This window comes from Ruegeria sp. S263, assembly GCF_056780525.1.
The window spans coordinates 2,151,804-2,178,307 of record NZ_CM165558.1 but is presented as its reverse complement, the minus strand read 5'-3'; the positions used below and the strand labels follow the sequence as shown (position 1 = coordinate 2,178,307).

Here is a 26,504-nt window from a genome sequence, read left to right as displayed (position 1 = left end):
TCTCGTTAAGGGAAAACACGAAATGGGAGGAATTCATGACACAGGTCTCGATGACTGTGAATGGCGTAGCTGTGAGCGGTGAGGTTGAGGGTCGGACGTTGTTGTCTGGTTTTTTGCGCGAGCATTTGTCTTTGACTGGTACGCATGTTGGGTGTGACACGGCGCAATGTGGTGCGTGTGTTGTGCATGTGGATGGTCAGGCTGTGAAGTCGTGCAACATGTTGGCTTTGGAGGCGGATGGAGCCGATGTTGGCACGATTGAGGGTCAGGCCAATGCGGATGGGTCGTTGAACGTGATTCAGCAGGCGTTTCAGGATCATCACGGTCTTCAGTGCGGCTTTTGCACGCCGGGGATGGTGATGAGCGCGGCGGCTTTGCTGAAAGAGAACCCGCGCCCGACGGAAGGAGAGATCCGGCATTACTTGGAGGGCAACCTGTGCCGGTGCACGGGCTATCATAACATCGTCAAGGCGATCATGGCCGCATCTGGTCAGGACGTGAGCAACATCGCCGCCGAATAAGCGGCCCGAGGGAGGAGAACAAGCAATGCCCAAAGACAGTGGCATCGGAGCCAGTTCCAAGCGGCGCGAGGACGTGCGCTTTCTGACCGGAGCAGGCAATTACACCGACGACATCAACGTGGCCGGACAGGCCTATGTGTATTTTCTGCGCTCGGATATCGCGCATGGTAAGATCAACAGCATCGACACCTCGGCGGCCGAGGCCATGCCGGGTGTGGTCAAGGTGTTTACCGGCAAGGATTTCGAAGGGGTGGGCGGCATCCCCTGCGGCTGGGAAGTGACCGACAAGCACGGCGCACCCATGCAGGAACCGGCGCATCCCATTCTGGCACAGGGCAAGGTGCGCCATGTGGGCGATCCCATCGCCGCCGTGGTGGCCGACAGCCTGGCCCAGGCCCGCGATGCGGCCGAGGCGATTGACGTCGACCTCGAGGAACTGCCTGCCGTGATCGACATGAAGGCGGCGGTGCAGGATGGCGCGACGCTGGTCCATGACGATCTGAAGAACAATGTCTGCTATGACTGGCAGTTGGGCGAGACCGACGATGCCAAGGTCAACGAGGTGTTCGCCAATGCGGCCCATGTGACCACGCTGGATCTGGTGAACAACCGTCTGGTTGCCAACCCGATGGAGCCGCGCGTGGCGGTGGCGGAATACAGCCGCGGGACCGAGGATTATACGCTCTATACCACCTCGCAGAACCCGCATGTGATCCGGCTGCTGATGTGTGCCTTTGTGTTGGGCCTGCCCGAGCATAAGGTGCGCGTGGTGGCCCCGGATGTGGGCGGTGGCTTTGGCACCAAGATCTTCCACTATGCGGAAGAGGCATTTGTGACCTTTGCCGCCAAGGCCTGCAACCGGCCCGTCAAATGGTCGGCCAGCCGGTCCGAGGCGTTCATGTCCGATGCCCATGGCCGCGATCACGTGACCACGATCGAACTGGCGCTGGATGCGGAGAACAACTTTGTCGGGCTGCGCACCAATACGCTGGCCAATATGGGGGCTTATCTGTCGACCTTTGCCAGCTCGGTACCCACATGGCTGCATGGCACGCTGGCGGCGGGCAATTACACCACGCCGGTCATTCAGGTGAACGTCAAGGCGACCTTCACCAACACGGTTCCGGTGGATGCCTATCGCGGCGCGGGCCGGCCCGAGGCGACGTACCAACTGGAGCGCGTGATCGACAAGGCCGCGCGCGAGCTGGGGGTCGACCCGATTGCCCTGCGGCGTCAGAACTTCATCACCCAGTTCCCCTATGACACGCCGGTCGCGCTGACCTATGACACCGGGGACTATAACGGGACCATGGACAAGCTTGAGGCTGCCGCCGATCTGGCGGGCTTTGCCGCGCGGCGTGCGGAAAGCGAAGCCAGGGGCAAGCTGCGGGGCCTGGGCATCAACTGCTATATTGAGGCGTGCGGCATTGCGCCCTCGAACATCGTGGGGATGCTGGGCGCGCGTGCGGGTCTGTATGATGCCGCCACCGTGCGGGTGAATGCCACCGGCTCGATCAGTGTCATGGTGGGCGCGCACAGCCATGGGCAAGGGCATGAGACCGCCTTCCCGCAGATTGTGGCCGACATGATCGGCATCGACGAGTCGATGGTCGAGATCGTGCATGGCGATACGTCCAAGATCCCGTTCGGCATGGGCACCTATGGCTCGCGCAGCCTCGCGGTCTGTGGCTCGGCCATGGTCAAGGCCACCGAGAAGGTGATCGACAAGGCCAAGAAGATCGCAGCCCACCTGCTCGAGGCCTCCGAGGCGGATATCGAGCTGAAGGACGGTCAGTTCAGCGTCGCGGGCACCGACAAGTCGGTGGCCTGGGGCGATGTGACCCTGACGGCTTATGTGCCGCATAACTACCCGCTGGAAGTCGAGCCGGGGCTGGAGGAGACCGCGTTTTACGACCCGGCCAACTTTACCTTCCCCTCGGGCGCCTATGCCTGCGAGGTCGAGCTGGACCCTGAGACCGGCAAGGTCACCATCGAGGCGTTCACCGCGGCCGATGACTTTGGCAACATCGTCAACCCGATGATCGTGGATGGCCAGGTGCATGGCGGTATCGGTCAGGGCATCGGTCAGGCGCTGCTGGAGAACTGCGCCTATGACGAGAACGGTCAACTGCTGAGTGCGTCCTATATGGACTACGCCATGCCGCGGGCCGATGACGTGCCTTTCTATGGCGTGGATCATTCCAGCCAGACGCCGTGTACGCATAACCCGCTGGGTGTGAAGGGCTGTGGTGAGGCCGGGGCCATCGGCTCGCCCCCCGCTGTGGTCAATGCGGTTCTGGATGCGATGCATTCGGGTGGCAAGGCTGTCGATCACATCGACATGCCGGTGAGCCCGTCGCGCGTCTGGGCGGCGATGAACAGTTGAGAGGTTGGGGTGCGAGGGGCCAGCCCCTCGCGCTCCCCGGGATATTTATAGCCAGATGAAGAACGGATCCGTGTTCTTCGGAAAGGAAATGCGAAATGTACAGTTTCGAGTTTGAGAAGCCTTCGACCATTGCCGATGCGGTTGCCGCGTTGGGGGCCGAGGACGCACAGGCGTTGGGCGGGGGGCAGACGCTGATCCCGACGCTGAAGCAGCGGTTGGCGGCCCCTTCGGCGCTGGTATCGCTGGGTGGGATTGCCGAGATGCAGGGCGTGTGCGTCGAGGATGACGGCTCGGTCTCGATCGGCGGGGCCACGCCCCATGCGGTGGTGGCGCGCGAGGCGGCGGGGTCCTATCCTGGGCTGGCGGCTTTGGCCGGGCAAATCGGTGATCCGGCGGTGCGCAATCGCGGCACCATTGGTGGCTCGGTGGCCAACAATGATCCGGCGGCCTGTTATCCGGCGGGCGTGCTGGGATCGGGCGCGACCATTGTGACCAACGCGCGGCAGATCGCGGCGGATGACTTTTTTCAGGGCATGTTCACAACGGCGTTGGACGAGGGCGAGATCATCACCCAGATCCGCTTTCCCGTGCCGCAGGCCGCGAGCTATCAGAAGTTCCTGCAACCTGCGTCGCGCTTTGCGTTGGTCGGCGTCTATCTGGCGCGGTTCGCAGATGGCGTGCGCGTGGCTGTCACCGGCGCCAGCGAGGATGGCGTGTTCCGTTGGTCCGAGGCTGAACAAGCGCTCAACACCGAGTTCCGCCCCGACGCCCTGACCGGCCTGAGCATCAACCCCGCAAACATGATCGGCGACCTGCACGGCAGCAAGGACTACCGCGCCCACCTCGTCAGCGTCATGACTAAACGCGCAATCAATGCCTGCTCGTAACACACCAATAAACCAAGGCCCGGAAACAAAGGGCCTTGGTTATGGTTTTCGAATTTTGGGTGCTTTCGAAGGCCTCCAATAAGCGCCGGTGTTTTCGCGCGCTTGTTGATATTGTCTTGCACGGTGGTGTGCGTCTTTGCCGCCCGCTTCGAAAAGATGCCCCAGGATACAGTCCAAAACAGCCATCGCGCCGGTAAAATTCGAGAAATCATGTAGGGAGCGGACGCTGACGGGAAACGTCACGTCAGGCTCAACTTTTGGCGCAATGACATCGCTGTCGGACACAAGGATGATTTTCATCCCTTTCTGCCTTGCGAACCGCATCGATTGAATTGTTTCGGCTGAATATGGGTGGACTGTAATCGCAATAAGACAGTCACTGTGGTCTGCGTCCAGCAAATCATCAACAGCCGACCCGACATGCCGGGGTGCAAGTTGAATGCCGGGATGTGCCATTCGTCCGACATAGGAAAAATAGTATGACAGCGCATAGCTGGCACGCGTGGCCGTCACAAAACACCTTTTGGATTTGGTGATGAAGTCAACGGCCCTGCGTATCTTTTCCGGGTGGATGAGCCTGAGCGATCGGGTTACGACGTTCTGAGCATTCTGCGCGTATTTTGCTTGTGATTGGCTTAGCTGGTCCCCTGATTGCAGATTTGCCAGCCAATCTTGACCCAATTCGCCCTCTCGGTCCGTAACCAGAGCTTGCCGAAAAGGTTCACGAAAAGCATCGAAGCCATCAAACCCCATGCGGTGGGCGAGGCGAACCAAAACGTTTGAACTGACGCCAATATGTGCAGCCGTTAGGCGAATAGGGTTCAGGCCAAAATCGCCCGGATAATCTATGATGTACTTTGCTGCGGCTTGAAGGCTGGGGGGCATCTGTTCGATGTCCCGGCGTAGCTTGTTGGTGAGGTTGTTGAGCGTGTCTTTCATAGCATGAAAAAAACATATGTTTTGCAAATTGCAAATTGAAAACACGGTGTGTGGGGGTAGATAAAATTGAACCGTGGAAGGCCGCTTTGATGACACCCGAGCAATTACAGCATGCACCGTATATTCTTGTGGCACCGAACGGCGCGCGCCGCGGGATAAGTGACCATCATAATCTGCCCGTTACGACCGAGCAGATTGTAGCGGCGGCGCAGGCCTGTTTCGATGCTGGTGCGCAAGGTATTCATCTGCACGTGCGCGATGAAAATGGGCAGCACAGTTTGGATGCTGGCCGATACATTGAAACGATTGCCGAGTTGCACAGGGTCGTCCCTGAAATGGACGTTCAGATTACGACCGAAGCTGCTGACATGTACGACGTTTCCGCTCAGTTAGAGTGTCTAGAGCGGGTCTGCCCCAAATGGGTTTCGATCGCGGTCAGAGAAATTGCCAGATCACCGGAGCTGGTCGACAAGGTTTATGGCGTTTGCGCCGAGCAAGGAACCCAGGTGCAACATATCTTGTACGATGCCGATGATGCCGCAGTGTTGGGTCGCTGGCAGGAACAGGGGCTGATCAGGTCGGGTCAGACAGACAGGTTGTTGGTTCTTGGTCGGTATGTGGAAGGACAGCAATCAAATCCGAAGGAACTGGACCTGTTTCCAACCGCTCAATCGCGATGGATGGCTTGTGCGTTTGGCCGGCAAGAGCATGAATGCCTGTTGGCAGCCGCCAGACGTGGCGGTGATGTGCGCGTCGGTTTTGAAAACAGCATGACTGATCGGGATGACATGCCCTGGAAGGACAATGGGTCCTCGGTGAAGGCATTTGTCGCAGCATTGAAGGAGAATGTTTCATGAGCCACGTCTTTCCACGCCATACAAAATCCAACTTGCCGATCGCTGTTGCAGGGGACGGGTGTTACGTCATTGACGCTGTAGGAAAGCGTTATCTGGATTGCGGGGATGCTGCGGTGTCTTGTTTAGGTCATTCGGATCAATCGGTTATTGAGGCCGTGCAGGATCAAGTGGGCAAGATCGCCTTTGCGCATACCGGTTTCATGACATCCGAACCAGCCGAAGCCTTGGCAGACCTGTTGATTGAACATGCGCCGGGTAATCTGGACCGCGTCTATTTTGTGTCCGGTGGGTCCGAGGCGACCGAAGCGGCGATCAAGCTGGCGCGACAGTATTTCCTTGAGATTGGTCAACCCGAACGCCGTCATGTGATTGCGCGTCGTCAAAGCTATCATGGAAATACGTTGGGGGCGTTGTCTGCGGGTGGCAATGCGTGGCGACGTGCGCAGTTCGCGCCGATGCTGATCGAGATGACACATATCGCCCCGTGTTATGAATACGCTGAGAAGCCGGATGACGAGAGCAGTTACGACTACGGTCAGCGTGTTGCAAACGAACTTAAGTCAGAGATTTTGCGATTGGGGCCTGAAACGGTGATGGCGTTCATGGCCGAGCCGGTTGTCGGCGCGACGTTGGGCGCGGTCCCGGCGGTCGAGGGGTATTTTCGCCGCATCCGAGAGATTTGCGATCAGTATGGTGTTCTGTTGATTCTGGACGAAGTGATGTGCGGTATGGGGCGAACCGGGCATTTGTTTGCTTGTGACCACGACGGAGTCTCTCCGGATATCCTGTGTATCGCAAAAGGTTTGGGGGCAGGGTATCAGCCTATCGGAGCGATGCTGTGCACCAGTAAGTTGTATGGCGCGATTGAGGAAGGTTCCGGTTTCTTTCAGCACGGGCACACGTATGTTGGCCATCCTGTAGCAACGGCTGCGTCCTTGGCAGTTGTTCAGCAACTGATACAACGCAACCTTCCAACGCGGGCCACCGAGCTGGGGGACGTTTTGCAAAATGCGCTGCTGGAGGAGTTTGGCCAGCATCCGAATGTCGGCGATATCCGGGGTCGTGGGTTGTTCCGAGGGTTGGAACTGGTTGGAGATCGTGCGACAAAAACACCGATTGATCCATCGCACGGCACAGCAGCCAAGATAAAAAAAGCCGCGTTTTCTGAAGGACTAATCTGTTATCCCATGTCCGGTACGCGGGATGGCAGGCATGGCGATCATATCCTATTGGCGCCGCCCTTCATTATCGGAAACTCGGAAATCGGCGAATTAGTCACAAAGTTGAGTAAAGCGCTATCTGCAGCCGTTTAACGTGTTTGTGAACTGACTAATCCTGTGTATCAATTAAAGTAATTGATTAGTTAATAGTGCACAGGTGACGAATGGTTCGCGATATTTGGCTGAGCTTTAGGGAATTACCCCTTTGGGTTCAGTTTTGGATGGCTTTCATACTTATTCCCGTCAACTTGGCTCCACTAGCATTTGTCGATCAACCACAAGGTGCATTGATCGCTGCGCTGTCGGTGACTGGAATGGCCCTGAACATTCCTATCATGCGCGCGGCCAGAGGTATGACAAAGGCGATGGCGCTGCCGCATTTGGTCTGTTGGGTTCCAATGCTGGCAATCGTCATAATGCTGTTGATGGATGCTTCCGCATTGTCACCGGGTTATGTGCAGTTTTTGGTGCTGCTGTTGGTGGTCGATCTCATTTCTCTTGGTTTCGATGTGAACGACTCGATCGTTTGGCTGCGTGAACGACAGGCGGAACAATAAAGCCCCCTGAAAAGGGGGCTTTGAAAAATTAAACAGAGTCAGATTTATTTCTGCGGCAACGGCCCGATCATCATGATCATTTGGCGGCCTTCCATCTTGGGCATGTTCTCGACCTTGCCCAGTTCCTTGATGTCCTCGGCCACACGTTCCAACAGCTCACGTCCCAGATTTTGGTGTGCCATTTCACGACCACGGAAGCGCAGGGTGACTTTGACCTTGTCGCCCTTTTCCAGAAACTTGAAGACGTTCTTCATCTTGACGTCATAGTCATGCGTATCGGTGTTGGGCCGGAATTTGACCTCTTTCACTTCGATGACTTTTTGTTTCTTGCGGGCTTCGCTTTCGCGTTTCTGCTGTTCGTACTTGAACTTGCCAAAATCCATGATCTTGCAGACCGGGGGGTTCGCGTTGGGCGAAATCTCAACCAGGTCGAGGCCGGCATCGGCGGCAAGTTGCATGGCTTTAGCGGGATGAACCACCCCGACGTTGTCACCATCGGCACCAATCAGGCGAATTTCGGGGGCACGGATCTTTTCATTGACGCGCGGGCCGGTTTCTCGTTGCGGCGGCGCGTTGTGAGGTCTGCGGGCTATGGGTTCATTCCTTTGATGATTGCAGAATTTCGAGCCCGAAATTTAGACTGCCACGCGCCCTGTTTCAAGCGCCAACCGCGCTGAAACGATTGAAATTCACATGATTCACGGCAGGTTTATGCGCCGGTCACAGTCTGTGCGGTGACCGGCACGGTCTGATCAGCCGACAAAGGCTTTTTCGATCACAAATTCCTTGGGCTCGGAATTTGCACCCTCGCGCAGGCCGAACCCTTCAAGGATTTCCTTGATATCGAGGTTAAAGGCCAGCGAACCACACACCATCGCGCGGTCGGTTTCAGGTTTGATGCCGCCTTCGATGCCAAGGTCCGCGAAAACGGTGCCGTCGTTCAGCAAATTGGTTATGCGGCCCATCTTTGGGCTCTCTTCCCGAGTCGTGGTCGGGTAGTAGCGGATCTTGTCTGCAAAACCTTCGCCCATCAGTTCGGCAAGCATCTCATCCTGACGTATGTCTTCGATCAGTTGACGGCCATATTCCAGCTCGGCCACTTCGCGGCAGGTGTGGGTGATGATGACTTCGTCGTAATCTTCGTAGGTCTGCGGCTCGCGCAGCAGCGAAGCGAAAGGCGCGAAACCGGTGCCGGTGGCAAAGAACCACAATCGCTTGCCCGGCAGCAGGGCGTCGTGGACCAGCGTGCCCACGGGCTTGGGCCGCAGGATGATCTGATCGCCGGGCTTGATATGCTGTAGCTTCGAGGTCAGCGGGCCATCCTGAACCTTGATCGAGTAGAACTCCAGCTCTTCATCCCACGATGGCGAAGCGATCGAATAGGCGCGCAGCAAAGGCTTTCCGTTGTCGCCCAACAGGCCGATCATCACGAACTCACCCGAGCGGAAGCGTAGCGAGGCAGGGCGCGATACCTTGAAGGAAAACAGGCTGTCGGTCCAATGCTTGACGTCAGTTACGGTCTGCGCGTCCGGCAGAACGGGGGCCTTCACGGTGGTTGCTTCGGTCACGGGCTTCATCTCTGTCATCGTTTCACTGTCGGTTTGCTAAACCGACATCTCCGTTTAATCTTTGATCCAAGTCAGGAAAAGGGGGCAGTTGCCGCAACGTCCTGTCGACAAGCTGTCGATTAGTTGCGGTTAACCGCGCAGGCGGGCTTGGTAGTTGTTCTCTTCCCAGTTCGCACGCGCTAGCCACTGATCTTCGGGCTGCCGATTTGCAAGGTTGTGATCTATTTCAACTTCGTCGAATCCGCTGCGGCGGGCCATGGCGTATTGATCGGCCAGGACATGCCCCTTTGCGCGCAAGCGGCCTGAATAGCCTTTCAAGCGCAGAATGCGTGCGATTGTAAAACCACGTCCGTCTGCCGAGGACGGAAAATCCACGCGTACCATCTTGGCGTTGCCCAGGCGTTCAAAAAGTTCATCGGGGTCAGTGTCCGAGGCAACGTCCAGCGCAACAACGTCGTTGGCGGTGTCTTCCAGTGTGACAAACCCATCGGTCCAGTCGTCGGGGGCAAAGCCCTCATCGGTAACGATTACGTTCATGATGTCTCTCCGGCGCGCATCATCTTGCCATCGACAAAATGGATGCCGCATTCTTCCTTGTTCTGGTCGCGCCAGCGTCCGGCGCGCGGGTCTTCGCCATCCTTGACCGGCGAGGTGCAGGGCGCACAGCCGATCGAAGGGTATCCTTTGGCCACCAGCGGATGCCGAGGCAGGTTGTTTTCGTCCATGTAGGCGCGCACATCCTCGGGTGCCCAATGCGCCAGCGGGTTGACCTTGATCCGGCCCGTTCCGTCCTCGACCTCAAAGAAGTCAAGCGCAGCGCGGGTGCCGGACTGAAACCGTTTGCGCCCAGTTATCCAACCGCTATAGCCCATAAGGGCCTTTTGCAGCGGAAAGGTCTTGCGCAAGTTGCAGCACGCATCCGTATCCCGCAAGCGCAAGGCTCCATAGGGGTCGTCACGTTGCACATCTTCGTCCTCGGCGCGGATGATCTGCAAGTTTTTCAGGCCCAGACGTTCGCTCACCCCCTGCTGGTATTCCAGCGTTTCGGTGAACAGCATCTGCGTGTCCACGAACAGCACCGGGGTCATCTTGTCGACGACCGCCGCCATGTGCAGCAACACCACCGACTCGGCCCCGAAACTAGACACCAGGGCAAGGTCTTCAATCTGGTCGATGGCACCGTGCATCACGTCATGCGCACTGTGGTGCCGGAACCGGGCGTTCAGCGCATCGACCTTTTCGGTCAGCTCGCTGCGGTCCTTGCCCAGTTCCGTCTGGATCAGATCAAGCGGCATTCGCCTGAGCCTCGGGGTACAGAGCAGCCTTGAACGGAGCCATGCCAACACGGCGGTAGGTTTGCAGGAACTCCTCTTCGGCGCTGTCGCGCTGTTCCAGATAGGTGTTCACGATCCGCTCGACTGCCGGGACGATCTCATCATAGGCAAAGCCGGGACCGGTGCGATCGCCAATGGCTGCTGTCTCGGTGCCGTCACCGCCCAGAGTGATCTGGTAGTTCTCGACTCCTGCACGATCCAGGCCCAGGATACCGATGTGACCCACATGGTGATGCCCACAGGCGTTGATGCAGCCCGAGATCTTGATCTTCAGGTGGCCGATATCATGCTCCAGCTTCAGGTCATCGAAGCGGGTTGCGATTTCCTGCGCAACCGGGATCGAGCGTGCTGTCGCCAGCGCGCAATAGTCCATGCCGGGGCAGGCGATAATGTCGCTGATCAGGCCAATATTGGCGGTGGCCAGTTCGTATTCCTTCAGCTTCGCGTGGATCGCGGGCAGGTCCGACTTGTGGACATGCGGCAGGATCACGTTCTGCTCATGGCTGATGCGCAGTTCGTCATAGGCGAATTCTTCGGCTAGGTCGGCCATCACACGCATCTGTTCGGCGGTCGCATCGCCCGGCGTTGCGCCGTGCTTTTTGATCGAGATCGTGACAATCGCGTGGTCCGCGTTCTTATGCGGCGCGATGTTGGTGTCGACCCACGAACGGAACACCGGATCGTTGCTGTAGGCACTCTCGAACGAGGCAACCGAAGTTTCGCGGAAATCGGGCGCGGCAAAGTGGGTTTTGATCTCATCCAGCAAGGCCATGTCGGCGCCCTTGAACTGCGGGCGAACCTGCAGGAAACGCTCGTTGACCTTGGCGCGGATCGTGTCGATGCCGTTTTCGTGCACAGTGATCTTGATGCGCGCCTTGTACTTGTTGTCGCGGCGACCGATCTGGTTCCACACGGACACTGTGGCCTCAAGGTACGCCAGCAGGTCATCAAAGGCGACGAAGTCCGACAGTTCTTTGCCGATCATCGGTGTGCGGCCTAGACCGCCGCCTATGACGACGCGGGCGCCCAGAACGCCGTCACGCTCGACCAGTTGCAAACCGATGTCATGTGCCTTGATCACGGCGCGGTCGTTTTCGCTGCCGGTGATGGCGATCTTGAACTTGCGCGGCATGAACTGGAATTCCGGGTGGTCGGTGGACCACTGGCGCAACAGTTCGGCATAGGGGCGCGGGTCGGCGACCTCATCCGCGGCGGCACCGGCGAAATGGTCGGCAGTTACGTTGCGGATGGTGTTGCCCGAGGTCTGAATGGCGTGCATTCCCACTTCGGCCAGCGCGTCCAGCATATCCGGCACGTCTTTTAGCTTGGGCCAGTTGTACTGGATGTTCTGCCGCGTGGTGAAATGGCCGTAACCTTTGTCCCACTTTTCGGCCAGCAGGGCCAGTTGGCGCATCTGCGCACTGGAGAGTGTGCCGTAAGGGATAGCGACCCTCAGCATATAGGCGTGCAATTGCAGATACAGGCCGTTCATCAGGCGCAGGGGTTTGAACTCGTCCTCGGTCAATGAGCCGTCAATGCGGCGCTCGACCTGTGCGCGGAACTGTTTGTTGCGTTCTGCCAAAAATGCTGTGTCGAACTCGGAGTAGCGATACATGATTAGCTGTCCTTGGTTGCAGCCCCGATACCTGGGGGCTTAATGGGGAGAGAGAGGGCCTGATCTCAGGTCCGGGGCTGCGGGGAAGTTTCCTGTTTGCCATGGGCATAATTGGACGGGCCAGTCCGACGGAAGTCTTCCCGAAAATGGGTCGGTTCGGGGCCGTTTTCACCGGCCACAGCGTCCGCAAGATACGCGCCGACGATGACATTTGCCTGACGTTCAGCATCCAGCAGGCGGACTTGCGCATGTGCTTCGTCGGTAATTAGCTCGGCCTCGGACAGGTCACGGGACCAGCGGTCGTCCTCGGTCAGATAGATCACGTCGCCTTCCAGCAAATGATTTGCGGTGATTACTTTTGGAGTAAAAGCGCGGGGCATCAGGCGTGCTCCTTCTTGTATTGGGTCAGGGCAGTAACCGCGTTGCGCGGTTCGAGGCCATAAAACATAAGGGTTGGGCCATCCATTTCGGCGGCAATTAAATCGTCAGGCAGTTGATCAAGTGTGGTCGCCATTACGTGCTGATCGGGTCGGGATGCGTTTTCGATCAGCGTTACCGGAGTCGCGCGATCTGCGCCGTGCATGATCAGACGACCTTGAATGAACCGAGCGGACTTTTTGCCCATATAGATCGCAGCGACAGATCCGGATTGGGCAAGCGCAGTCCAATCGTGGTCCGCGAAACCTTTCATGTCGTGGCCCGTCAGGAACCGGACCGAGGAATTGCGCCCCCGTTGGGTCAGGCTTTGACCGATCCCGGCAACAGCGGCAGAGGCCGCAGTAACGCCCGGAACAATGGTCCACGAGATCCCTGCGGCCTGAACCGCTTGGATTTCTTCATCAAGACGTCCAAACACCGTGGGATCGCCGGACTTAAGGCGAACTACGTGCTGACCGTTGGCAGCGTGACTGACGAGAAGGGCGTCGATGTCTTCTTGTTTCCAAGACGGACCAAACCCGGCCTTGCCTACGTCGACCAAAACAGCGTTTCGGCCAGCCAGCGCCAGTACCTCGGTGCTGATCAGTCGGTCATGCAGGACGACATCTGCACGCTCAAAGGCTTTTAGCGCCTTGAGGGTCAGCAACTCGGGATCGCCCGGACCTGCGCCGACAAAGTCGACGTGCCCAATGCCATCATTTGTTTGCGAATGCCGCATGTCCCGTTCCACGGTTGGTTTGACTTGGCTTGCAATATAGGAAATATTCCCAGTAATGCGCCATATGGGCGGGTAAATAAGAACAATCGTTCCAGTGGAGGGCCCATTTGGAACGAAAGTTTTAAAACGAAGGAAAAATTGGAATGTCGGTGCGGATTGACGATACGGATCGGAAAATTCTGGTAGAGCTTCAGCGCGATGCCAGTCAATCACTGGACGAAATTGCGGCTCGGGTCGGCAGTTCGAAGACCCCGGTCTGGAATCGTATTCGCAAGCTCAAGGGCGCAGGCGTTATTGGTCAACAAACCGTTTTGTTGGACGCCGAGGCGCTTGGATTCGAAGCGACTTTCTTTGTTCTAATTCGCACGTCCGAGCATGAGGCAGACTGGCAGAGAAAGTTCTTGAAAGCCCTTCGTGATCGTCCCGAAGTTCAGGAGGCTCACAGGCTGGCTGGTGACATTGACTATATCCTGAAAGTCCGGGTCAAAAACGCGCGTGCCTATGACGAATTCTATCAGACACTGATTTCTGAGGTGCGCGTTCATAATGTTACGGCGTTGCTGTCTATGGAGGAAATCAAATCCACGACAATGCTGCCCCTGAATGCCTTGATCGAAAGCTGAAGCTTTAAACCTCGACTATAAGTTGGCTCAACCCGTGAAAGTGATAACTGTTTGAATAGTCGGGGCCTTTGCTAAGGCGCAAATTCGGGCACCGTTCGAACAGAACTGAAAGCGCGATACGCATCTCGAGCCGTGCAAGCGGCGCGCCAACGCAGAAATGCAAGCCCCCTCCGAAGCTGCTGTTCGTTACTATCGTGCGGGTCGGATCGAAGGTATTGGGGTTTGCCCATACAACCGGATCACGGTTTGCCGCGCCTAGCAACAGTGCTACCTGATCCCCTCGCTTGAAGCTGTGATTGAATATCTCAATGTCTTCATAGGCATAGCGTGTGAACATATGCAGCGGAGGGTCAAAGCGCAGAACTTCTTCGACCGTCTTGTCGATCGCATCTGGTGAAAACGCGTCCTTGTGAATTCCAAGTTCTAATACCGTTTTGATCCCATTTCCCAGGGAATGAACCGTTGCTTCGTGCCCAGCGTTCAGCAGCAGGATGCAGGTGGCCACCAACTCTTCTTTGCTGAGTTTCTCACCATGCTCCTCGGCCTCGATCAGGCGGGTGATCAGGTCGTCGCGAGGATCATCGCGGCGCATTTCGATGTATGACGACAGAAACGCAGTGAAGTCCCGGGACGCGGTCGCCGCGTTGTCTTCGGTCTCACGGGTTTTGCTGGCCTGATACATGGCGACCATATCATGCGACCACCTAAGAAGGTCGGGCGACTTTTCCTCGGGAACGCCCAGAAGCCTGCAAATTGTAACGACAGGTATCTGAGTGCAGAAACCGCCCAGTATGTCAAACGGAGTTGCTGGAAACTGTTCAATCAGGGAATGGCTCAGATCGTAGATGGAATCTTCAAGGCCCGTAATGGCGCGGGACGTAAAGGCGCGCATCACAAGGGCGCGCAGGCGTGTGTGACGCGGCGGCTCTGCCTCTAGCAAAGAGTGCGCTTCGACGGCGAGCCACGGCGCAAGGTGGCTGGGGCCGGGGCTTTGCATTTCAACCGGGACTTCGCGGCCAAAACGACGGTCTTTCAGCAGTGTCTGCACGGCCTTGTGCGAAACGGCTGCGGGCATTTTGTACTCAGACCAATAGAACAGGTCGCCGTGCTCTCGGGCCCGGTCATAAAAAGGATAGGGGTTTTGGACGAAATCCGGGTCGACCGGCGATTGTGATAGGGTCTTCATGACGGGCACACTTGCCATGCGGCCCGGTGAATGCAAGACCCTATGACATGCAAAGGGTTTGGGTCGTACTGGGATTTTTGTTTGCTGTCGCGCTGTTGGCGGCCGGGGTGTGGTCCTATGGTTTCCGGCAGGCGTTGTCACAACTCAGCGAAAAAGCCCAGGCGGATTTGGAACTGGCAGCCGACCGCTTAAGCACGCAACTGCAAGTATATCAGGAATTGGCTGTTCTTATGGCCGGTCACCCGGACCTGAGAAACCTTCAGGGGGCGGATACCCCGGCGCAGGCGCGCGCTCTGTTGCTGGAGGTCGCCGACAAAACAGCGGCTGTCGACGTAATCTACGCCGATCCAACGGGCCGGGTACTGGCCGCTGCCCATGACGTGGTTGGCGGCAGCGTTTCCGGGCATCCGGCCTTCGAACGTGCGATGCAAGGCGCCCTCGGAAGCGAGCACGGTGTTTTGACAAGTCAGGGCGACCGGTTCTTTTCCTATGCGGCCCCGGATTTTTCCCCAAGCGGTCAGGTATCCGGCGCGCTGGTGGTGATTGCCGATGTTGAGGACATCGAACAGGAATGGCGCGGCAGCACCGAAGCTGTGTTTTTCGTAGATCGCAACGGGGTCGTCTTCATCAGCAACAGGACTGAACTGTTGTTCTGGAAGCGCGAGAAAGGTCAACCCGGCCTTACGCCGCCGGACGGTCAGACCTTATCGTTTGCCGCAGATCAGGTTGGTCCTTTTGAGGTTTGGGATTTGGGATGGGGGCCATACCTTCCCGCGCGGGCGTTGCATCTGAGCCGTGATTTGCCGGTGATCGGCATGACGGGCGAAGTTGTCATGGACATTGCGCCAGCCCAACGTCTTGCCAGTCTTCAGGCGGCAACTGTTGCCGCGATCTGCCTTGCGTTCGGTGCCTTGCTGTTCCTCGCGACCGAGCGCAGGCGTACCCTTGCGCAAGCCAATGCAGTTTTGGAAAGCCGGGTCGCGCAGAGAACCCACGCTCTCACGGCTGCGAATACGGCACTTCGCCGTGAAGTGCGCGAGCGGCAGGAGGCTGAGACAGCCTTGAAGCACGCCCAAGAGGACCTTATTCAAGCGGGTAAGTTGAATGCGCTGGGTCAGATGTCAGCCGGTATCAGTCACGAGTTGAACCAACCATTGATGGCCATCCAACAATTTGCGGACAATGGCACCGCGTTCCTGACACGAGGGCGCGAAGAAAGGGCAGCGGAAAACCTGATTCGTATCTCCGAGATGGCGGCGCGCATGGCGCGGATCATCAAGAACTTGCGTGCTTTTTCCCGAAATGAAAGCGAACCGATGGGCAAGGTCAATTTGGTACAGGTCATTGATACTGCGGTGGAGTTGACCCAAGCCCGGCTAAGGTCGGAACAGGTGCAAATGGATTGGGTCTCACCTGCGGAACCAGTTTATGCGTGGGGCGGTGAGGTGCGGCTGGTTCAGGTCTTTGTAAACCTCATCAATAACGCCGCTGATGCCATGAGCCATCAGGATGAAAGGCTGGTCCGAATTCGTATTCACATCGGATCGGGGTCCAAATTGTCTGTTACTGTTCGGGATATTGGTCCGGGCATAGAAAACTCGGAAAAACTGTTCGAGCCGTTTTACACGACAAAGACGGTTGGGTCTTCGGAAGGCATGGGGCTGGGGCTTTCGATTTCTTATGGTCTGATCCAGAGTTTTGGCGGAAATATTCGTGGCTCCAACACTGAAAGGGGTGCAGAGTTCACTGTTGAACTTGAACATTTCAGGGAAAAAGAAGCGATATGACCCGAAAGGTATTACTGGTCGATGACGATGCCGCCGTTCGCGAGGCACTGGCGCAAACGCTTGAACTGGCTGATTATGCGCCTGTGACAGCCGGGTCATTCGTTGCGGCCAAGGATCACATTCGGACCGATTTTCAGGGGGTAATTGTTTCGGATATCCGTATGCCCGGTCGGGATGGATTTCATCTGCTCACCTACGCGCACGGGGTCGATCCCGAGTTGCCGGTCATTCTGTTGACCGGAGAAGGCGACATCCCGATGGCTGTTCAGGCGATGGGGAAGGGGGCTTTTGATTTTCTGGAAAAGCCCTGTGCCGCCGCCGAGTTGCTCGAAGTTATTGGGCGGGCGACGGACGCGCGATCGCAGGTTTTGGAACAGCGGGCGCTTAAGCGAGAGCTTGAGCGCGGCGATCCGGCGGCCCGATTGCTGTTTGGGCATTCTCCCCAAGCGGAAGAACTACGAAACCGCACCCGGACCGTTGCCCCGACCAAAGCCGAGGTCCTTGTAACGGGGCCGGCGGGCAGTGGTATCGCCAAGGTCGCCGAGGTCATTCATATGCTGTCACCGCAGGCACAGGGTGCTTTTGTCAAACGACAGGTTTCCGGGCTTTCGCGTGAGGATTTGGTGCGGGCATGTGAAGATGCTGCGGGCGGCTCCTTGTTTCTGGATGAGATCGGGACGATGCCCGAGGCAACGCAATATGCAGCCCTTGAGATGCTGGAGCAGGGCGTCGAGGCAAGGATTCTGGCAGGAACGACGACCGACTTGGCCAGTTTGTCAGCCAAGGGACAGTTTAACGCCGATCTTTTCTATCGGTTGGACGTAATGCGGGTGCGCATTCCCTCTCTGGCTGAACGTCGTGAGGATATACCGGTAATTTTCAGGCACTATGTGGGGCAGGCGGCCGAGCAGACGGGGATTGCGGCCCCAGAAGTGACATCAGAGCATTTGGCATCGCTTATGGCCAGTGATTGGCCGGGTAACTCTCGGTCTTTGATGTCGGCTGCGATGCGCTTTGTCCTAGGTATGCCCGAAGAGGTATCCCGGGCAGCGGATTTGGGGTTGAATGAGCAGATGGCGCAAGTGGAAAGGTCATTGCTGATCGCGGCATTGGGTCGCTACAACGGCAAGGCGGCAGACGCAGCAAAGGCACTGAAACTTCCTAGGAAGACTTTCTATGACAAGCTTGCCCGATATCAGATTCGCCCAGAAGACTATCGCAGGTAGCATGCCCTCCCGCCCCCTTTTTCTGCATTGTCATGCAGTTAAAGGCGTTGGGGGTGGCAGTTCGCCCAAGCGAACTGCGGTCGATTCCGGGTGATTCTCGGTAAACGAATCGTCAATCGTGCGGAATTTCGCACAAAGTGGTTCAAACCTGTGCGGAATTTCGCACTGGCCTAATTCCCTTGACGCAGAGTTGGTTGGGAATGTCCAATAGGTATCTGAAAATAAACAAAAATAAGTTTTGAAACCTGGAATCGAACAAAAAGTTGAGGCGTAAGGGACGATTCGGTTCACTCCCCGGCATGCGACGCAGTCCATGCGTCCTTTGAATGCATCTATGAAGTCTGGGAGGAAGAGACTGATGAAATTCCTGACAACGGCTGCAACCGCTGTTGCGCTGACCGTAACTGCAACTGCTGGTATGGCGGCCTGCGATGACGGCGAAATCGTAGTGAAATTCGCCCATGTGACAAACACGGACAAACACCCCAAGGGTATTGCGGCCTCGCTGCTGGAACAGCGCGTCAATGATGAGATGAACGGCGTGATGTGCATGGAGGTGTTCCCAAACTCGACCCTCTATAATGACGACAAAGTGCTGGAAGCGATGCTGCAGGGCGACGTGCAACTGGCCGCTCCGTCGCTGTCAAAATTCGAGAAATTCACCAAGCAGTTCCGCCTGTTTGACCTGCCGTTCATGTTTAAGAACATCGACGCGGTCGATGCATTCCAGGCATCGGCAGACGGTCAGGCCATGAAAGACAGCATGCAGCGCCGCGGCCTGCAAGGGTTGGCGTTCTGGCACAATGGCATGAAGCAAATGTCGGCCAACAAACCTCTGGTCGATCCGACGGATGCGGATGGTCTGAAGTTCCGCGTTCAGTCCTCGGACGTTCTTGTGGCGCAGATGGAAGCTATCGGTGGCAGCCCGCAAAAAATGGCGTTCTCGGAAGTCTACGGCGCGTTGCAACAGGGTGTTGTGGACGGGCAGGAAAACACCTGGTCCAACATCTATGGCAAGAAGTTCTTTGAGGTACAGGACGGCATCACCGAGACCAACCACGGCATCATTGACTATCTGGTCGTGACCTCGGTCGACTGGCTGGACAGTCTCGAACCGGAAGTGCGTGAACAGTTCCTGACCATTCTGGACGAAGTGACAGAAACCCGGAACAAAGAAGCCTTTGCTGTGAACGAAGCGGCCAAAGCTTCGATCACCGACGCGGGTGGTATCATCCGTGACCTGAACCCTGAACAGCGTCAGGCCTGGGTCGATGCGATGAAGCCCGTCTGGGACAAATTCGCTGATGACGTGGGTCAGGACAAGATCGACGCCGCTCAGGCGATCAACGCCGGGTTCTAATCCCGGTTCAGGCAACGCGTCGGGGGACTGGGGAGTTATCGACGCGTCGCCCGGGCGGGCCATAATGTGCCCGCCCCAATATTTCTCATCACAAGAAAATGTGGGGACAGAAAGATGTCTGGTGCGAATCCCGGCCAAGGCGGGCTGATCGACCATATCGAGGAAACCCTGATCGCGGTGTTGCTTGGCCTGATGACGGCTGTGACCTTTGCCAATGTGATCGCGCGGTTTGCTTTCAATTCCAATATTCTGTGGGCGCTTGAGCTGACAGTGTTCATGTTCGGCTGGCTGGTTCTGCTGGGCGCATCCTATGCGGTCAAAAAGCACGCACATCTGGGCGTGGACGCGATCCTGAACATGCTGGCCCCTGGGCCGCGCCGCATTCTGGCGCTGATTTCGGTGGCGTGTTGCTTGGTTTTCTCGCTGTTGCTGCTGAAGGGGTCATACGACTATTGGGCGGTATTTGCAGACCTGCCGCCCACCTCCGGGCGTTGGTTCCCGACCGGGTTCGACACCGGCGCGCGCAGCCAGAGCTTCTATGAAGTTGACGACATTCCAATGGTCGCACCGCTGCGCTTTCTGGAAGATCTGATCAACTATGGCGAGGGCTACGAGAAGATCCCGAAAGTCATCCCGTATCTGGTTTTGCCGGTTTCCATGCTGCTGCTGGTAATCCGGTTTTCGCAGGTCGCTGTACAAATCTGGCGCGGCGAAACCGACCGCCTTGTCGCCAGCCACGAAGTCGAGGACGAGATTGAAGAAGTCCGCGCTCAGCAAGGAGAGCATAACTAATGGACGTCGTTCTTCTATTCTCAATGGTCATCGGCCTGCTGCTGATCGGTGTTCCGATTGCGGTGGCGCTTGGCCTCAGCTCGACACTGTTCCTGCTGATCTATTCCGATAGCTCTCTGGCCTCGGTCGCGGGCACGCTGTTTGAGGCATTCGAGGGGCATTTTACCCTGCTGGCGATCCCGTTCTTTATCCTCGCGTCGTCCTTCATGACGACGGGCGGGGTGGCGCGTCGGATCATCCGGTTCTCGATTGCCTGTGTTGGGCATCTGCCGGGCGGGTTGGCGATTGCGGGTGTGTTTGCCTGTATGTTGTTTGCCGCTTTGTCGGGGTCGTCCCCGGCGACTGTGGTAGCCATCGGTTCGATCGTGATCGCAGGTATGCGTCAGGTGGGCTATTCCAAAGAATTCGCCGCCGGTGTGATCTGTAACGCCGGTACGCTGGGCATCCTGATCCCGCCCTCCATCGTGATGGTGGTCTATGCCGCTGCGGTCGAGGTTTCGGTCGGGCGCATGTTCCTGGCCGGGGTTATTCCGGGCCTGATGGCTGGTCTGATGCTGATGATCACCATCTATGTCATGGCAAAGGTCAAGAACCTGCCCAAAGGTGACTGGAAAGGGTGGGGCGAGATCTTCGCCTCGGCCCGTGAGGCCGGGTGGGGCCTGTTCCTGATCGTTATTATTCTGGGTGGTATCTACGGCGGTATCTTCACCCCGACCGAGGCCGCAGCCGTGGCCGCCGTCTATGCGTTCCTGATCGCCAGCTTTGTCTACAAGGACATGGGCCCCCTGAGTACGGAAGAGGGGCAACCCAACCTGCCGCTGATCAAAAAGCCCTATGCGTTGATCACGGCGTTCATCCACCCCGACACCAAGCACACGCTGTTTGAGGCTGGGAAGTTGACCGTCACGCTGCTGTTCGTGATCGCCAACGCGCTGATCCTGAAACATGTGCTGACGGACGAGCAGGTACCGCAACATATCGCCAGCGCGATGCTTTCGGCTGGTCTGGGTCCGGTGACCTTCCTGATCGTGGTAAACGTGATCCTGCTGATCGGCGGTCAGTTCATGGAGCCCTCGGGCTTGCTGGTCATCGTTGCACCCTTGGTGTTTCCGATTGCCATCGAGCTGGGCATCGACCCGATCCATCTGGGCATCATCATGGTGGTCAACATGGAGATCGGGATGATCACACCTCCGGTCGGGCTGAACCTGTTCGTGACCTCGGGCGTTGCCGGAATGCCTATGATGAGCGTCGTGAAGGCGGCGCTGCCCTTCCTGGCGGTTCTGTTCGTCTTCCTAATCATGGTCACATATATCCCATGGATATCGACCTTCTTGCCCAACACCTTCATGGGGCCAGAGATCATAACGAACTAGCCGAAGCGGCACAAAAGCCGGGCCTCATCGGTCCGGCTTTTTCTTTTCTACCCCTCTTGATGACACTTCCGCCATCCCCATCTTGAGGGCAGAGGACGACCTCACCATTATGGTCAATCATTCGGGACGACCCGAACGGACATGAGGTGCCTCAATGCCTTGGGTTTTTCTGTTATTTGCCGGTCTGCTGGAAATCGTCTGGGCGGTTGCGATGAAGCAATCGGCAGGATATACGCGGCTTTGGCCTACGGCCCTGATGGGTGTTTCAATGATCGGATCGTTTGGCCTGTTGGCGCTGGCGATGCGCGACCTGCCACTGGGAACGGCCTACACAATCTGGACCGGGATCGGTGCGGTTGGCGCTTTTATGTTCGGGTTAATGTTTCTGGGCGAGGCTCTTACAGCCCCGCGCCTTGTTGCAGCGGCCTTGATCGTGGCTGGTCTGGTAATGATGAAGCTGGCCTGACGCTCAGGCGTTTTGCAGCGCGTCGATGATACCGGCGAAATCTTGCGCCTTGAGGCTGGCTCCGCCGACCAAAGCCCCGTCCACATTGGACACGGCAAAGATTTCAGCGGCATTACCCGGCTTGACCGACCCGCCATACAGCAGCCGGACCGAGCGGCCTACGCCCTCGCCAAATCGCCGTTCCAGACGGGCGCGGATAAAGTCGTGAACCTCACCAATTTCGTCCAAGGTCGGCACCTTGCCGGTGCCGATGGCCCAGATGGGTTCATATGCGACGATCAGGTTCTCGCCGGTGGATAGATCAGGAATCGAGCCCGACATCTGTCCACCGATGATATCCAGCGTATTGGCCGCCTCGCGCTGTTCAAGGCTTTCGCCAACGCAGATAATTGCCTTTAGACCTGCGTCTATGGCAGCGCGAGCCTTGGCGCGGACGTCTTCGTTTTGCTCATCATGATCTTCGCGCCGTTCGGAATGACCCAGGATAACGGCCGTGGCCCCCGCATCCACCAACATCTCGGCGCTGATATCACCTGTATGCGCGCCAGACCCGTTGGCGTGGCAATCCTGCCCTCCAACTTCGATATCGGTGGAATGCACCGTTTCGGCAGCCCTATGGAGCAATGTGGCAGGCGGACAAATCAGAACTTCAACCGACGGGGCGGGGTACGTATTTGCGAGCGACGTCAACTCCCCCAAAGCAGATGACGTTCCGTTCATTTTCCAATTACCTGCCGCCAGCTTGCGCCGCATCTTACGTACTCCCACATGATCTGTTGTTTGACCCTCGGATAACACCCGGGGCAGGGCGTGACAATTCTGGTTGCAGACCAGCGGCGAAATCGACAGAAATTCCGCAAAAGAATGAGGCAGATATGATCGACACTCTGGATCTGGAAAAACTGGATACCCGCAACAAGGTCGAGTTAGCCCGGCTGCAGCGCGCTGTCAGGGATGTCGGCTTTCTGTGTGTGTCCAACACGGGTTTGGACAATGCCCGCGTCGAGAGGGTGCTGTCGGAATACCGCGCGTTCTTTCATCTGCCGGAAGCTGAGAAAAGGCGCGTTGACATGGCTAGGACCGGCGCAAACCGGGGCTGGGGTGCATCCAGATCCGAGCAGGTTGACCCCAGCGCAAACCCTGATTTCAAAGAGGTGTTTGATTGCGGCTATGAACTGGCGGCTGGCGATCCCTATGCAAACCGGGGGTTGAGCGTCTATGCCCCGAACCTGTGGCCCCAATCGCCGTCAGGGTTTCGGGACACGATCCAAGATTACTATGACGATGCCTGTGCTGTTGCGCTGCGTATCCTGCGCGCTATTGCTGCCGCTTTGGGCCGGGACGCGCACAGCTTTGATACGGCTTTTGAGACACCCATGGCTTTGCTGAGGGGCAATTTCTACCCACAACGCCCCGCGTGGGCTGGCGCGCAGGATTTCGGTATCGGCGCACATACGGACTATGGCTGTCTGACCCTATTGGCCACAGATGGTACGCCGGGTCTTGAGGCGCAGGTGCCGGATGGTAACTGGGCCGAGGTGCGTGCTGATCCAGGCACCTTTATTATCAATTTCGGGGAAATGTTGGAGTTCTGGACCGAAGGGCAGGTTAAAGCGACGATGCACAGGGTTGTCGGAGGCGCGGAAGAGCGGCTTTCAATTCCGCTGTTTTTCAACCCGTCCTACGACACCAATGTCGCGCCACCGGACTCAGATCAAATTATATCCGCCGGAGAACACCTCACCCGTCGGTTCAATGAAACATACATCCACCTAAAGACGGCGTCTTAACGCTGTGTTGACAGGGTTTCGTCGAACTTAATGGATTCACCGCAACCGCAGGCATCGACAACGTTGGGGTTGCGGAACTTGAAACCGGATTCCAACAGCGACACTTCATAGTCAATCTCGGTTCCGAATAGGAACATCTGCGCCATCGGCGCGATCATGACCCGCGCACCGTCCTGTTCAACGACCTCATCATTGACATCGGCTTCGTCGACATAGTCCATCGTGTATTCCATGCCGGCACAACCGCCTTTCTTTACGCCAATACGCAAACCGGCATGTCCGCCAGTATCCATCAGGCGGGCAATCTGCGCAGCAGCTTTAGGCGTCATCGTCACGGCGTTTTTGCCGGGAATGCCGAACATGTTGATCTCCGTTTTCACAGGTTGGTTTCAATTTAATGCTGACTCGACGCAGTCTCAAGTCATAGCAGCCCTGCTTACCTAACTTTTCGAGTCAAGTTTGCGAAATGGGCCTGTATTCATTTGCTTTTGGCAACATGATGGTTTTAGCCTGAACCGTGTTTGAGCAGAGAATTCAGAGGGCACAATCTTATGAACAGTCGATTTAAGAAGACGCAGCGCGGATTGTTTGTTTTATCCGCGACCGCAGCAATTCTAGCCGTTTCGGGCATGTCGATGGCGGATGAGGCAGCTCGTCACCCTGTAAACTGCGCAACCGCCGAAGGTGATCTTCGCGCAATTGCCGCAGAAAAGAAACATGCGCAGGATCAGCAAGTTGAGAGCGCGATTGCGATCACCCCCGCAGGCGCGTTGCTGGGGCTGGTCACCGGAACCGAAAAGAAAAGACTTACAATGTTGTCAGGCGATTACGTCAAACAGTTGGACCAGCGCGCCGACGAGATAAAGACCACTTGCAACATTCAGTGATCGGCGGGATATCGGCCTGGTTGCCCTATTCAACTTAGGCCATTGTAATCACTGGGTTTACATGAAGCCCAGTTCAAGCCGCGCCTCGTCGGACATCATTTCCATGCCCCAGGGCGGCTCCCACGTCAGTTCGACGTCAACCTCTTTGACGCCAGCGACAGGCTCAATAGCCTCAACGATCCAGCCGGGCATTTCACCGGCAACAGGGCAACCCGGAGCCGTCAGTGTCATGATGACCTTGACTGCGTTATCGCTGGTAATGTCGATCGTATAGATCAGGCCCAGATCGTAAATATTTACAGGGATCTCAGGGTCATAGACCGTCCGGCAAGCTTCGACCACTGCGTCATACAGGGGGTGCTCGATGGTTGAAGGCGCGATCAGCGGGGTTCCTTCAAACTGTTCACTCGGATAAGTCATTTTTGCCTCGGGTCTGTTTCCTGAGAATTTATATAGGGAAAGCCACTGGCAGCGTCCAGTGGGGGTGTGGCGCCAAAAAGGGCGCCAGCGCTATTTTTCGTTGATGTCGTGGTTGAAGGTTTTCACCTGTCCATGGGGCAATGAATACATGCGCCGCAACACAAGCCAGGAAACCAATGACAACACCGCAAAGATCAGCAGCAAAATCGACAGCGACGGGGCGAAGCCGGGAATTACCAGCAAGATACCCGTAATTGCGGCACCGATCGCAAAGCCAAGAAAGATGAACCCGGGCAAGACGATCTCTAGGATGCCGAGGGCTAAAGCCCCGGCAAGCCAGATCCACCATGTCAGCCAGAACGGGTCGGCCATCACTTTGCTCCTTTCAGCATTTTGAACGCATCGCCGAATGCTTCAAGTGCGTTGGCGGGCACAACAATCGTTTGCGAACCGGTTCCGTTCCCCAGCGCATTCAGGGCTTCAACTTGTTTCAACGCGACCTGGTACTGGGCGGCTTCGATGCCATTGTCCTGAATGGCCTTGGCAACAACGCCGGTGGCATAAGCTTCGGCCTCGGCCTGAATACGGCGCGCCTTAGCAGTCTGTTCGGCCGCGTAAAGTTCTGCGTCCGCCTGAAGCTCGACCGAGCGTTTCTGACCTTCGGCCTCGGTAACCTGCGCACGGCGCGCACGTTCTGCGTTCAATTGCTGCAACATCGCGTCGCGGGTTGCCTGATCCAGGTTCACATCCAGAATCTCGGCCCGGGTCACTTCGATTCCCCAATCATCCACCGCGGTTTCAACGCTTTCCTGAATGCGGGTGATCAGTTGGGCACGGTTTGATTGCACCTCGTCCAGATCCATTTTACCGATCTCGGCTCGCACGATCCCCGCCACGGTGGTGGCAATCGCACCGTCTACGTCGCGGATACGGTAAACCGTCTTTTCCGGTTCCAGAATGCGATAGAACACCGAGGTGTCGATTTGCACCAGCACGTTGTCCTTGGTGATCGCGTCTTGCGTTGCATTGGGAAGTTGGCGTTCCAGAATGGATATCTTGTGGCGCGCAACATCCAGAAACGGAACGATAAAATTGATACCGGGGCCAAGGACCGAATGCAGTCGGCCAAACCGTTCAACCACGTATTTTTCGGATTGAGGTACGATTTTAATGCCTTTGAAAATAACGACGACAACCAGAACCGCCGCAAGTAAGTAGATTATATTTGATGAAAGCAGTCCAAAAATTTGGTCTTCGGTCATATCTGTCCTCTATTATTGTGTACGATGGTATACATTTGGGGATTGAATCGCACAATTTCAACTCAGGTATGAAGGGAATGCGCATAATTGCATATCTTTGACCTTAACGCCGTGTACCGGATTTTTGGGAATGTGGCTGCTTTGCATCCTGAAAAGGTTGGGTACGGTTGAGGTAAATGTACGAAGGCGACCCCACGGTTGGCGTTTATTCTCCGGGTTTTGTGCGATCCATAAAAACCGGGCTTTGCGCATCGACTTGCCGACGGGTTGCAATACAGCCTCAGATCAG

The 26,504-nt window shown here is 56.8% G+C and carries 29 protein-coding genes; 15 read left to right on the top strand and 14 right to left on the bottom strand.

Going from position 1 to position 26,504, the window contains the following annotated elements; translation table 11 throughout:
* Positions 1-35 precede the first annotated feature (35 nt).
* From ACT2B1_RS10895 to ACT2B1_RS10885, 3 genes are all read left to right on the top strand, one after another.
* A complete protein-coding gene (locus tag ACT2B1_RS10895; RefSeq protein WP_171121280.1) occupies positions 36-521 on the top strand; it encodes a (2Fe-2S)-binding protein in 486 nt (161 codons plus the stop codon).
* Between the two features lie 25 nt (positions 522-546).
* Positions 547-2,907 (top strand): xanthine dehydrogenase family protein molybdopterin-binding subunit, encoded by a 2,361-nt coding sequence (locus ACT2B1_RS10890; RefSeq protein ID WP_171121281.1) that lies wholly within the window; start codon positions 547-549, stop codon positions 2,905-2,907.
* A 95-nt stretch (positions 2,908-3,002) separates the two neighbouring features.
* Positions 3,003-3,794 (top strand): FAD binding domain-containing protein, encoded by a 792-nt coding sequence (locus ACT2B1_RS10885; protein ID WP_171121282.1) that lies wholly within the window; start codon positions 3,003-3,005, stop codon positions 3,792-3,794.
* A gap of 39 nt (positions 3,795-3,833) precedes the next feature.
* On the opposite strand, the gene ACT2B1_RS10880 is transcribed toward ACT2B1_RS10885, so the two are convergent.
* Positions 3,834-4,850, bottom strand: coding sequence for a MurR/RpiR family transcriptional regulator (locus tag ACT2B1_RS10880; protein ID WP_371808248.1), 1,017 nt, complete (start codon positions 4,848-4,850; stop codon positions 3,834-3,836).
* Between ACT2B1_RS10880 and ACT2B1_RS10875 the strand changes: the two genes are divergently transcribed.
* The 3 genes from ACT2B1_RS10875 to ACT2B1_RS10865 all read left to right on the top strand — a co-directional run bounded on the left by ACT2B1_RS10875 (position 4,823) and on the right by ACT2B1_RS10865 (position 7,367).
* Positions 4,823-5,590 (top strand): beta-keto acid cleavage family enzyme, encoded by a 768-nt coding sequence (locus ACT2B1_RS10875; protein WP_481667730.1) that lies wholly within the window; start codon positions 4,823-4,825, stop codon positions 5,588-5,590. The two genes, ACT2B1_RS10880 and ACT2B1_RS10875, sit on opposite strands and share 28 nt — an antisense overlap.
* Entirely contained in the window at positions 5,587-6,903 is a 1,317-nt protein-coding gene (locus tag ACT2B1_RS10870) for an aspartate aminotransferase family protein (protein WP_481667729.1), read from the top strand. Before ACT2B1_RS10875 ends, ACT2B1_RS10870 begins: the two co-directional genes overlap by 4 nt.
* 71 nt (positions 6,904-6,974) lie before the next feature.
* Positions 6,975-7,367, top strand: a complete 393-nt coding sequence (locus ACT2B1_RS10865; RefSeq protein ID WP_171211574.1) for a hypothetical protein — start codon at positions 6,975-6,977, stop codon at positions 7,365-7,367.
* 44 nt (positions 7,368-7,411) lie between these two features.
* Here ACT2B1_RS10865 and infC read toward each other — a convergent pair whose 3' ends face one another.
* The 7 genes from infC to cobA form a co-directional block, all read right to left on the bottom strand.
* Positions 7,412-7,873: a translation initiation factor IF-3 gene (infC, locus tag ACT2B1_RS10860; RefSeq protein WP_480767506.1), complete on the bottom strand. Its 462-nt coding sequence runs from the start codon at positions 7,871-7,873 to the stop codon at positions 7,412-7,414.
* A gap of 246 nt (positions 7,874-8,119) precedes the next feature.
* Complete coding sequence (locus ACT2B1_RS10855; protein ID WP_171125256.1) at positions 8,120-8,953, bottom strand: ferredoxin--NADP reductase; 834 nt, start codon at positions 8,951-8,953, stop codon at positions 8,120-8,122.
* 111 nt (positions 8,954-9,064) lie between these two features.
* Positions 9,065-9,472 carry a DUF934 domain-containing protein gene (locus tag ACT2B1_RS10850; RefSeq protein WP_171121302.1) on the bottom strand — a complete coding sequence of 136 codons (408 nt, stop codon included), beginning with the start codon at positions 9,470-9,472 and terminating at the stop codon, positions 9,065-9,067.
* Positions 9,469-10,230 (bottom strand): phosphoadenylyl-sulfate reductase, encoded by a 762-nt coding sequence (locus ACT2B1_RS10845; protein WP_481667728.1) that lies wholly within the window; start codon positions 10,228-10,230, stop codon positions 9,469-9,471. Before ACT2B1_RS10845 ends, ACT2B1_RS10850 begins: the two co-directional genes overlap by 4 nt.
* Positions 10,220-11,884 carry a nitrite/sulfite reductase gene (locus ACT2B1_RS10840; protein WP_481667727.1) on the bottom strand — a complete coding sequence of 555 codons (1,665 nt, stop codon included), beginning with the start codon at positions 11,882-11,884 and terminating at the stop codon, positions 10,220-10,222. Before ACT2B1_RS10840 ends, ACT2B1_RS10845 begins: the two co-directional genes overlap by 11 nt.
* 65 nt (positions 11,885-11,949) lie before the next feature.
* On the bottom strand, positions 11,950-12,264 hold the full coding sequence (locus tag ACT2B1_RS10835) for a DUF2849 domain-containing protein (RefSeq protein WP_171121305.1): 315 nt from the start codon (positions 12,262-12,264) through the stop codon (positions 11,950-11,952).
* Positions 12,264-13,040, bottom strand: coding sequence for a uroporphyrinogen-III C-methyltransferase (gene cobA, locus ACT2B1_RS10830; RefSeq protein WP_171240889.1), 777 nt, complete (start codon positions 13,038-13,040; stop codon positions 12,264-12,266). Before cobA ends, ACT2B1_RS10835 begins: the two co-directional genes overlap by 1 nt.
* 143 nt (positions 13,041-13,183) lie before the next feature.
* On the opposite strand from cobA, the gene ACT2B1_RS10825 reads away from it, so the two are divergent.
* Positions 13,184-13,663, top strand: a complete 480-nt coding sequence (locus ACT2B1_RS10825; protein ID WP_170442447.1) for an Lrp/AsnC family transcriptional regulator — start codon at positions 13,184-13,186, stop codon at positions 13,661-13,663.
* A 4-nt stretch (positions 13,664-13,667) separates the two neighbouring features.
* Here the strand turns inward: ACT2B1_RS10825 and ACT2B1_RS10820 are convergent, their stop codons facing one another.
* Complete coding sequence (locus tag ACT2B1_RS10820; RefSeq protein WP_171240888.1) at positions 13,668-14,849, bottom strand: cytochrome P450; 1,182 nt, start codon at positions 14,847-14,849, stop codon at positions 13,668-13,670.
* Between the two features lie 47 nt (positions 14,850-14,896).
* On the opposite strand from ACT2B1_RS10820, the gene ACT2B1_RS10815 reads away from it, so the two are divergent.
* The 6 genes from ACT2B1_RS10815 (at position 14,897) to ACT2B1_RS10790 (ending at position 21,856) form a co-directional block, all read left to right on the top strand.
* On the top strand, positions 14,897-16,636 hold the full coding sequence (locus tag ACT2B1_RS10815; protein WP_171240911.1) for a sensor histidine kinase: 1,740 nt from the start codon (positions 14,897-14,899) through the stop codon (positions 16,634-16,636).
* Positions 16,633-17,862 carry a sigma-54-dependent transcriptional regulator gene (locus ACT2B1_RS10810; protein WP_171240887.1) on the top strand — a complete coding sequence of 410 codons (1,230 nt, stop codon included), beginning with the start codon at positions 16,633-16,635 and terminating at the stop codon, positions 17,860-17,862. Before ACT2B1_RS10815 ends, ACT2B1_RS10810 begins: the two co-directional genes overlap by 4 nt.
* A 358-nt stretch (positions 17,863-18,220) precedes the next feature.
* A complete protein-coding gene (locus ACT2B1_RS10805; RefSeq protein ID WP_305849916.1) occupies positions 18,221-19,222 on the top strand; it encodes a DctP family TRAP transporter solute-binding subunit in 1,002 nt (333 codons plus the stop codon).
* A gap of 114 nt (positions 19,223-19,336) precedes the next feature.
* Positions 19,337-20,014, top strand: a complete 678-nt coding sequence (locus ACT2B1_RS10800; protein ID WP_171125241.1) for a TRAP transporter small permease — start codon at positions 19,337-19,339, stop codon at positions 20,012-20,014.
* The gene (locus ACT2B1_RS10795) at positions 20,014-21,390 is read left to right on the top strand and encodes a TRAP transporter large permease (RefSeq protein WP_171211567.1); all 1,377 of its coding nucleotides are present in this window, start codon (positions 20,014-20,016) and stop codon (positions 21,388-21,390) included. Before ACT2B1_RS10800 ends, ACT2B1_RS10795 begins: the two co-directional genes overlap by 1 nt.
* A gap of 154 nt (positions 21,391-21,544) precedes the next feature.
* On the top strand, positions 21,545-21,856 hold the full coding sequence (locus ACT2B1_RS10790) for a DMT family transporter (RefSeq protein WP_171240885.1): 312 nt from the start codon (positions 21,545-21,547) through the stop codon (positions 21,854-21,856).
* 3 nt (positions 21,857-21,859) lie between these two features.
* Here the strand turns inward: ACT2B1_RS10790 and tpiA are convergent, their stop codons facing one another.
* Positions 21,860-22,609: a triose-phosphate isomerase gene (gene tpiA / locus ACT2B1_RS10785; protein ID WP_171240884.1), complete on the bottom strand. Its 750-nt coding sequence runs from the start codon at positions 22,607-22,609 to the stop codon at positions 21,860-21,862.
* 122 nt (positions 22,610-22,731) lie between these two features.
* Between tpiA and ACT2B1_RS10780 the strand changes: the two genes are divergently transcribed.
* Positions 22,732-23,646, top strand: a complete 915-nt coding sequence (locus ACT2B1_RS10780) for an isopenicillin N synthase family dioxygenase (RefSeq protein ID WP_481667726.1) — start codon at positions 22,732-22,734, stop codon at positions 23,644-23,646.
* On the opposite strand, the gene ACT2B1_RS10775 is transcribed toward ACT2B1_RS10780, so the two are convergent.
* A complete protein-coding gene (locus ACT2B1_RS10775; protein ID WP_171125231.1) occupies positions 23,643-24,008 on the bottom strand; it encodes a HesB/IscA family protein in 366 nt (121 codons plus the stop codon). The two genes, ACT2B1_RS10780 and ACT2B1_RS10775, sit on opposite strands and share 4 nt — an antisense overlap.
* A gap of 189 nt (positions 24,009-24,197) precedes the next feature.
* Here ACT2B1_RS10775 and ACT2B1_RS10770 point away from each other — a divergent pair, with 189 nt between their 5' ends.
* Positions 24,198-24,533, top strand: coding sequence for a hypothetical protein (locus ACT2B1_RS10770; protein WP_254429111.1), 336 nt, complete (start codon positions 24,198-24,200; stop codon positions 24,531-24,533).
* A 57-nt stretch (positions 24,534-24,590) separates the two neighbouring features.
* Here the strand turns inward: ACT2B1_RS10770 and ACT2B1_RS10765 are convergent, their stop codons facing one another.
* The 3 genes from ACT2B1_RS10765 to ACT2B1_RS10755 all read right to left on the bottom strand — a co-directional run bounded on the left by ACT2B1_RS10765 (position 24,591) and on the right by ACT2B1_RS10755 (position 26,215).
* A complete protein-coding gene (locus ACT2B1_RS10765; protein WP_481667725.1) occupies positions 24,591-24,953 on the bottom strand; it encodes an SUF system Fe-S cluster assembly protein in 363 nt (120 codons plus the stop codon).
* Between the two features lie 90 nt (positions 24,954-25,043).
* A complete protein-coding gene (locus tag ACT2B1_RS10760; protein WP_171121317.1) occupies positions 25,044-25,325 on the bottom strand; it encodes an NfeD family protein in 282 nt (93 codons plus the stop codon).
* On the bottom strand, positions 25,325-26,215 hold the full coding sequence (locus ACT2B1_RS10755; RefSeq protein WP_171121318.1) for an SPFH domain-containing protein: 891 nt from the start codon (positions 26,213-26,215) through the stop codon (positions 25,325-25,327). Before ACT2B1_RS10755 ends, ACT2B1_RS10760 begins: the two co-directional genes overlap by 1 nt.
* Positions 26,216-26,504 lie beyond the last annotated feature (289 nt).

Bases quoted from the DNA above. Each gene is read 5' to 3' on its own strand.
- ACT2B1_RS10895 (WP_171121280.1), top strand. From the start codon at position 36: ATGACACAGGTCTCGATGACTGTGAATGGCGTAGCTGTGAGCGGTGAG.
- ACT2B1_RS10890 (WP_171121281.1), top strand. From the start codon at position 547: ATGCCCAAAGACAGTGGCATCGGAGCCAGTTCCAAGCGGCGCGAGGAC.
- ACT2B1_RS10885 (WP_171121282.1), top strand. From the start codon at position 3,003: ATGTACAGTTTCGAGTTTGAGAAGCCTTCGACCATTGCCGATGCGGTT.
- ACT2B1_RS10875 (WP_481667730.1), top strand. From the start codon at position 4,823: ATGACACCCGAGCAATTACAGCATGCACCGTATATTCTTGTGGCACCG.
- ACT2B1_RS10870 (WP_481667729.1), top strand. From the start codon at position 5,587: ATGAGCCACGTCTTTCCACGCCATACAAAATCCAACTTGCCGATCGCT.
- ACT2B1_RS10865 (WP_171211574.1), top strand. From the start codon at position 6,975: ATGGTTCGCGATATTTGGCTGAGCTTTAGGGAATTACCCCTTTGGGTT.
- ACT2B1_RS10855 (WP_171125256.1), bottom strand. From the start codon at position 8,953: ATGACAGAGATGAAGCCCGTGACCGAAGCAACCACCGTGAAGGCCCCC.
- ACT2B1_RS10850 (WP_171121302.1), bottom strand. From the start codon at position 9,472: ATGAACGTAATCGTTACCGATGAGGGCTTTGCCCCCGACGACTGGACC.
- ACT2B1_RS10845 (WP_481667728.1), bottom strand. From the start codon at position 10,230: ATGCCGCTTGATCTGATCCAGACGGAACTGGGCAAGGACCGCAGCGAG.
- ACT2B1_RS10840 (WP_481667727.1), bottom strand. From the start codon at position 11,884: ATGTATCGCTACTCCGAGTTCGACACAGCATTTTTGGCAGAACGCAAC.
- ACT2B1_RS10835 (WP_171121305.1), bottom strand. From the start codon at position 12,264: ATGCCCCGCGCTTTTACTCCAAAAGTAATCACCGCAAATCATTTGCTG.
- cobA (WP_171240889.1), bottom strand. From the start codon at position 13,040: ATGCGGCATTCGCAAACAAATGATGGCATTGGGCACGTCGACTTTGTC.
- ACT2B1_RS10825 (WP_170442447.1), top strand. From the start codon at position 13,184: ATGTCGGTGCGGATTGACGATACGGATCGGAAAATTCTGGTAGAGCTT.
- ACT2B1_RS10820 (WP_171240888.1), bottom strand. From the start codon at position 14,849: ATGAAGACCCTATCACAATCGCCGGTCGACCCGGATTTCGTCCAAAAC.
- ACT2B1_RS10815 (WP_171240911.1), top strand. From the start codon at position 14,897: ATGCAAAGGGTTTGGGTCGTACTGGGATTTTTGTTTGCTGTCGCGCTG.
- ACT2B1_RS10810 (WP_171240887.1), top strand. From the start codon at position 16,633: ATGACCCGAAAGGTATTACTGGTCGATGACGATGCCGCCGTTCGCGAG.
- ACT2B1_RS10805 (WP_305849916.1), top strand. From the start codon at position 18,221: ATGAAATTCCTGACAACGGCTGCAACCGCTGTTGCGCTGACCGTAACT.
- ACT2B1_RS10800 (WP_171125241.1), top strand. From the start codon at position 19,337: ATGTCTGGTGCGAATCCCGGCCAAGGCGGGCTGATCGACCATATCGAG.
- ACT2B1_RS10795 (WP_171211567.1), top strand. From the start codon at position 20,014: ATGGACGTCGTTCTTCTATTCTCAATGGTCATCGGCCTGCTGCTGATC.
- ACT2B1_RS10790 (WP_171240885.1), top strand. From the start codon at position 21,545: ATGCCTTGGGTTTTTCTGTTATTTGCCGGTCTGCTGGAAATCGTCTGG.
- tpiA (WP_171240884.1), bottom strand. From the start codon at position 22,609: ATGCGGCGCAAGCTGGCGGCAGGTAATTGGAAAATGAACGGAACGTCA.
- ACT2B1_RS10780 (WP_481667726.1), top strand. From the start codon at position 22,732: ATGATCGACACTCTGGATCTGGAAAAACTGGATACCCGCAACAAGGTC.
- ACT2B1_RS10775 (WP_171125231.1), bottom strand. From the start codon at position 24,008: ATGTTCGGCATTCCCGGCAAAAACGCCGTGACGATGACGCCTAAAGCT.
- ACT2B1_RS10770 (WP_254429111.1), top strand. From the start codon at position 24,198: ATGAACAGTCGATTTAAGAAGACGCAGCGCGGATTGTTTGTTTTATCC.
- ACT2B1_RS10765 (WP_481667725.1), bottom strand. From the start codon at position 24,953: ATGACTTATCCGAGTGAACAGTTTGAAGGAACCCCGCTGATCGCGCCT.
- ACT2B1_RS10760 (WP_171121317.1), bottom strand. From the start codon at position 25,325: ATGGCCGACCCGTTCTGGCTGACATGGTGGATCTGGCTTGCCGGGGCT.
- ACT2B1_RS10755 (WP_171121318.1), bottom strand. From the start codon at position 26,215: ATGACCGAAGACCAAATTTTTGGACTGCTTTCATCAAATATAATCTAC.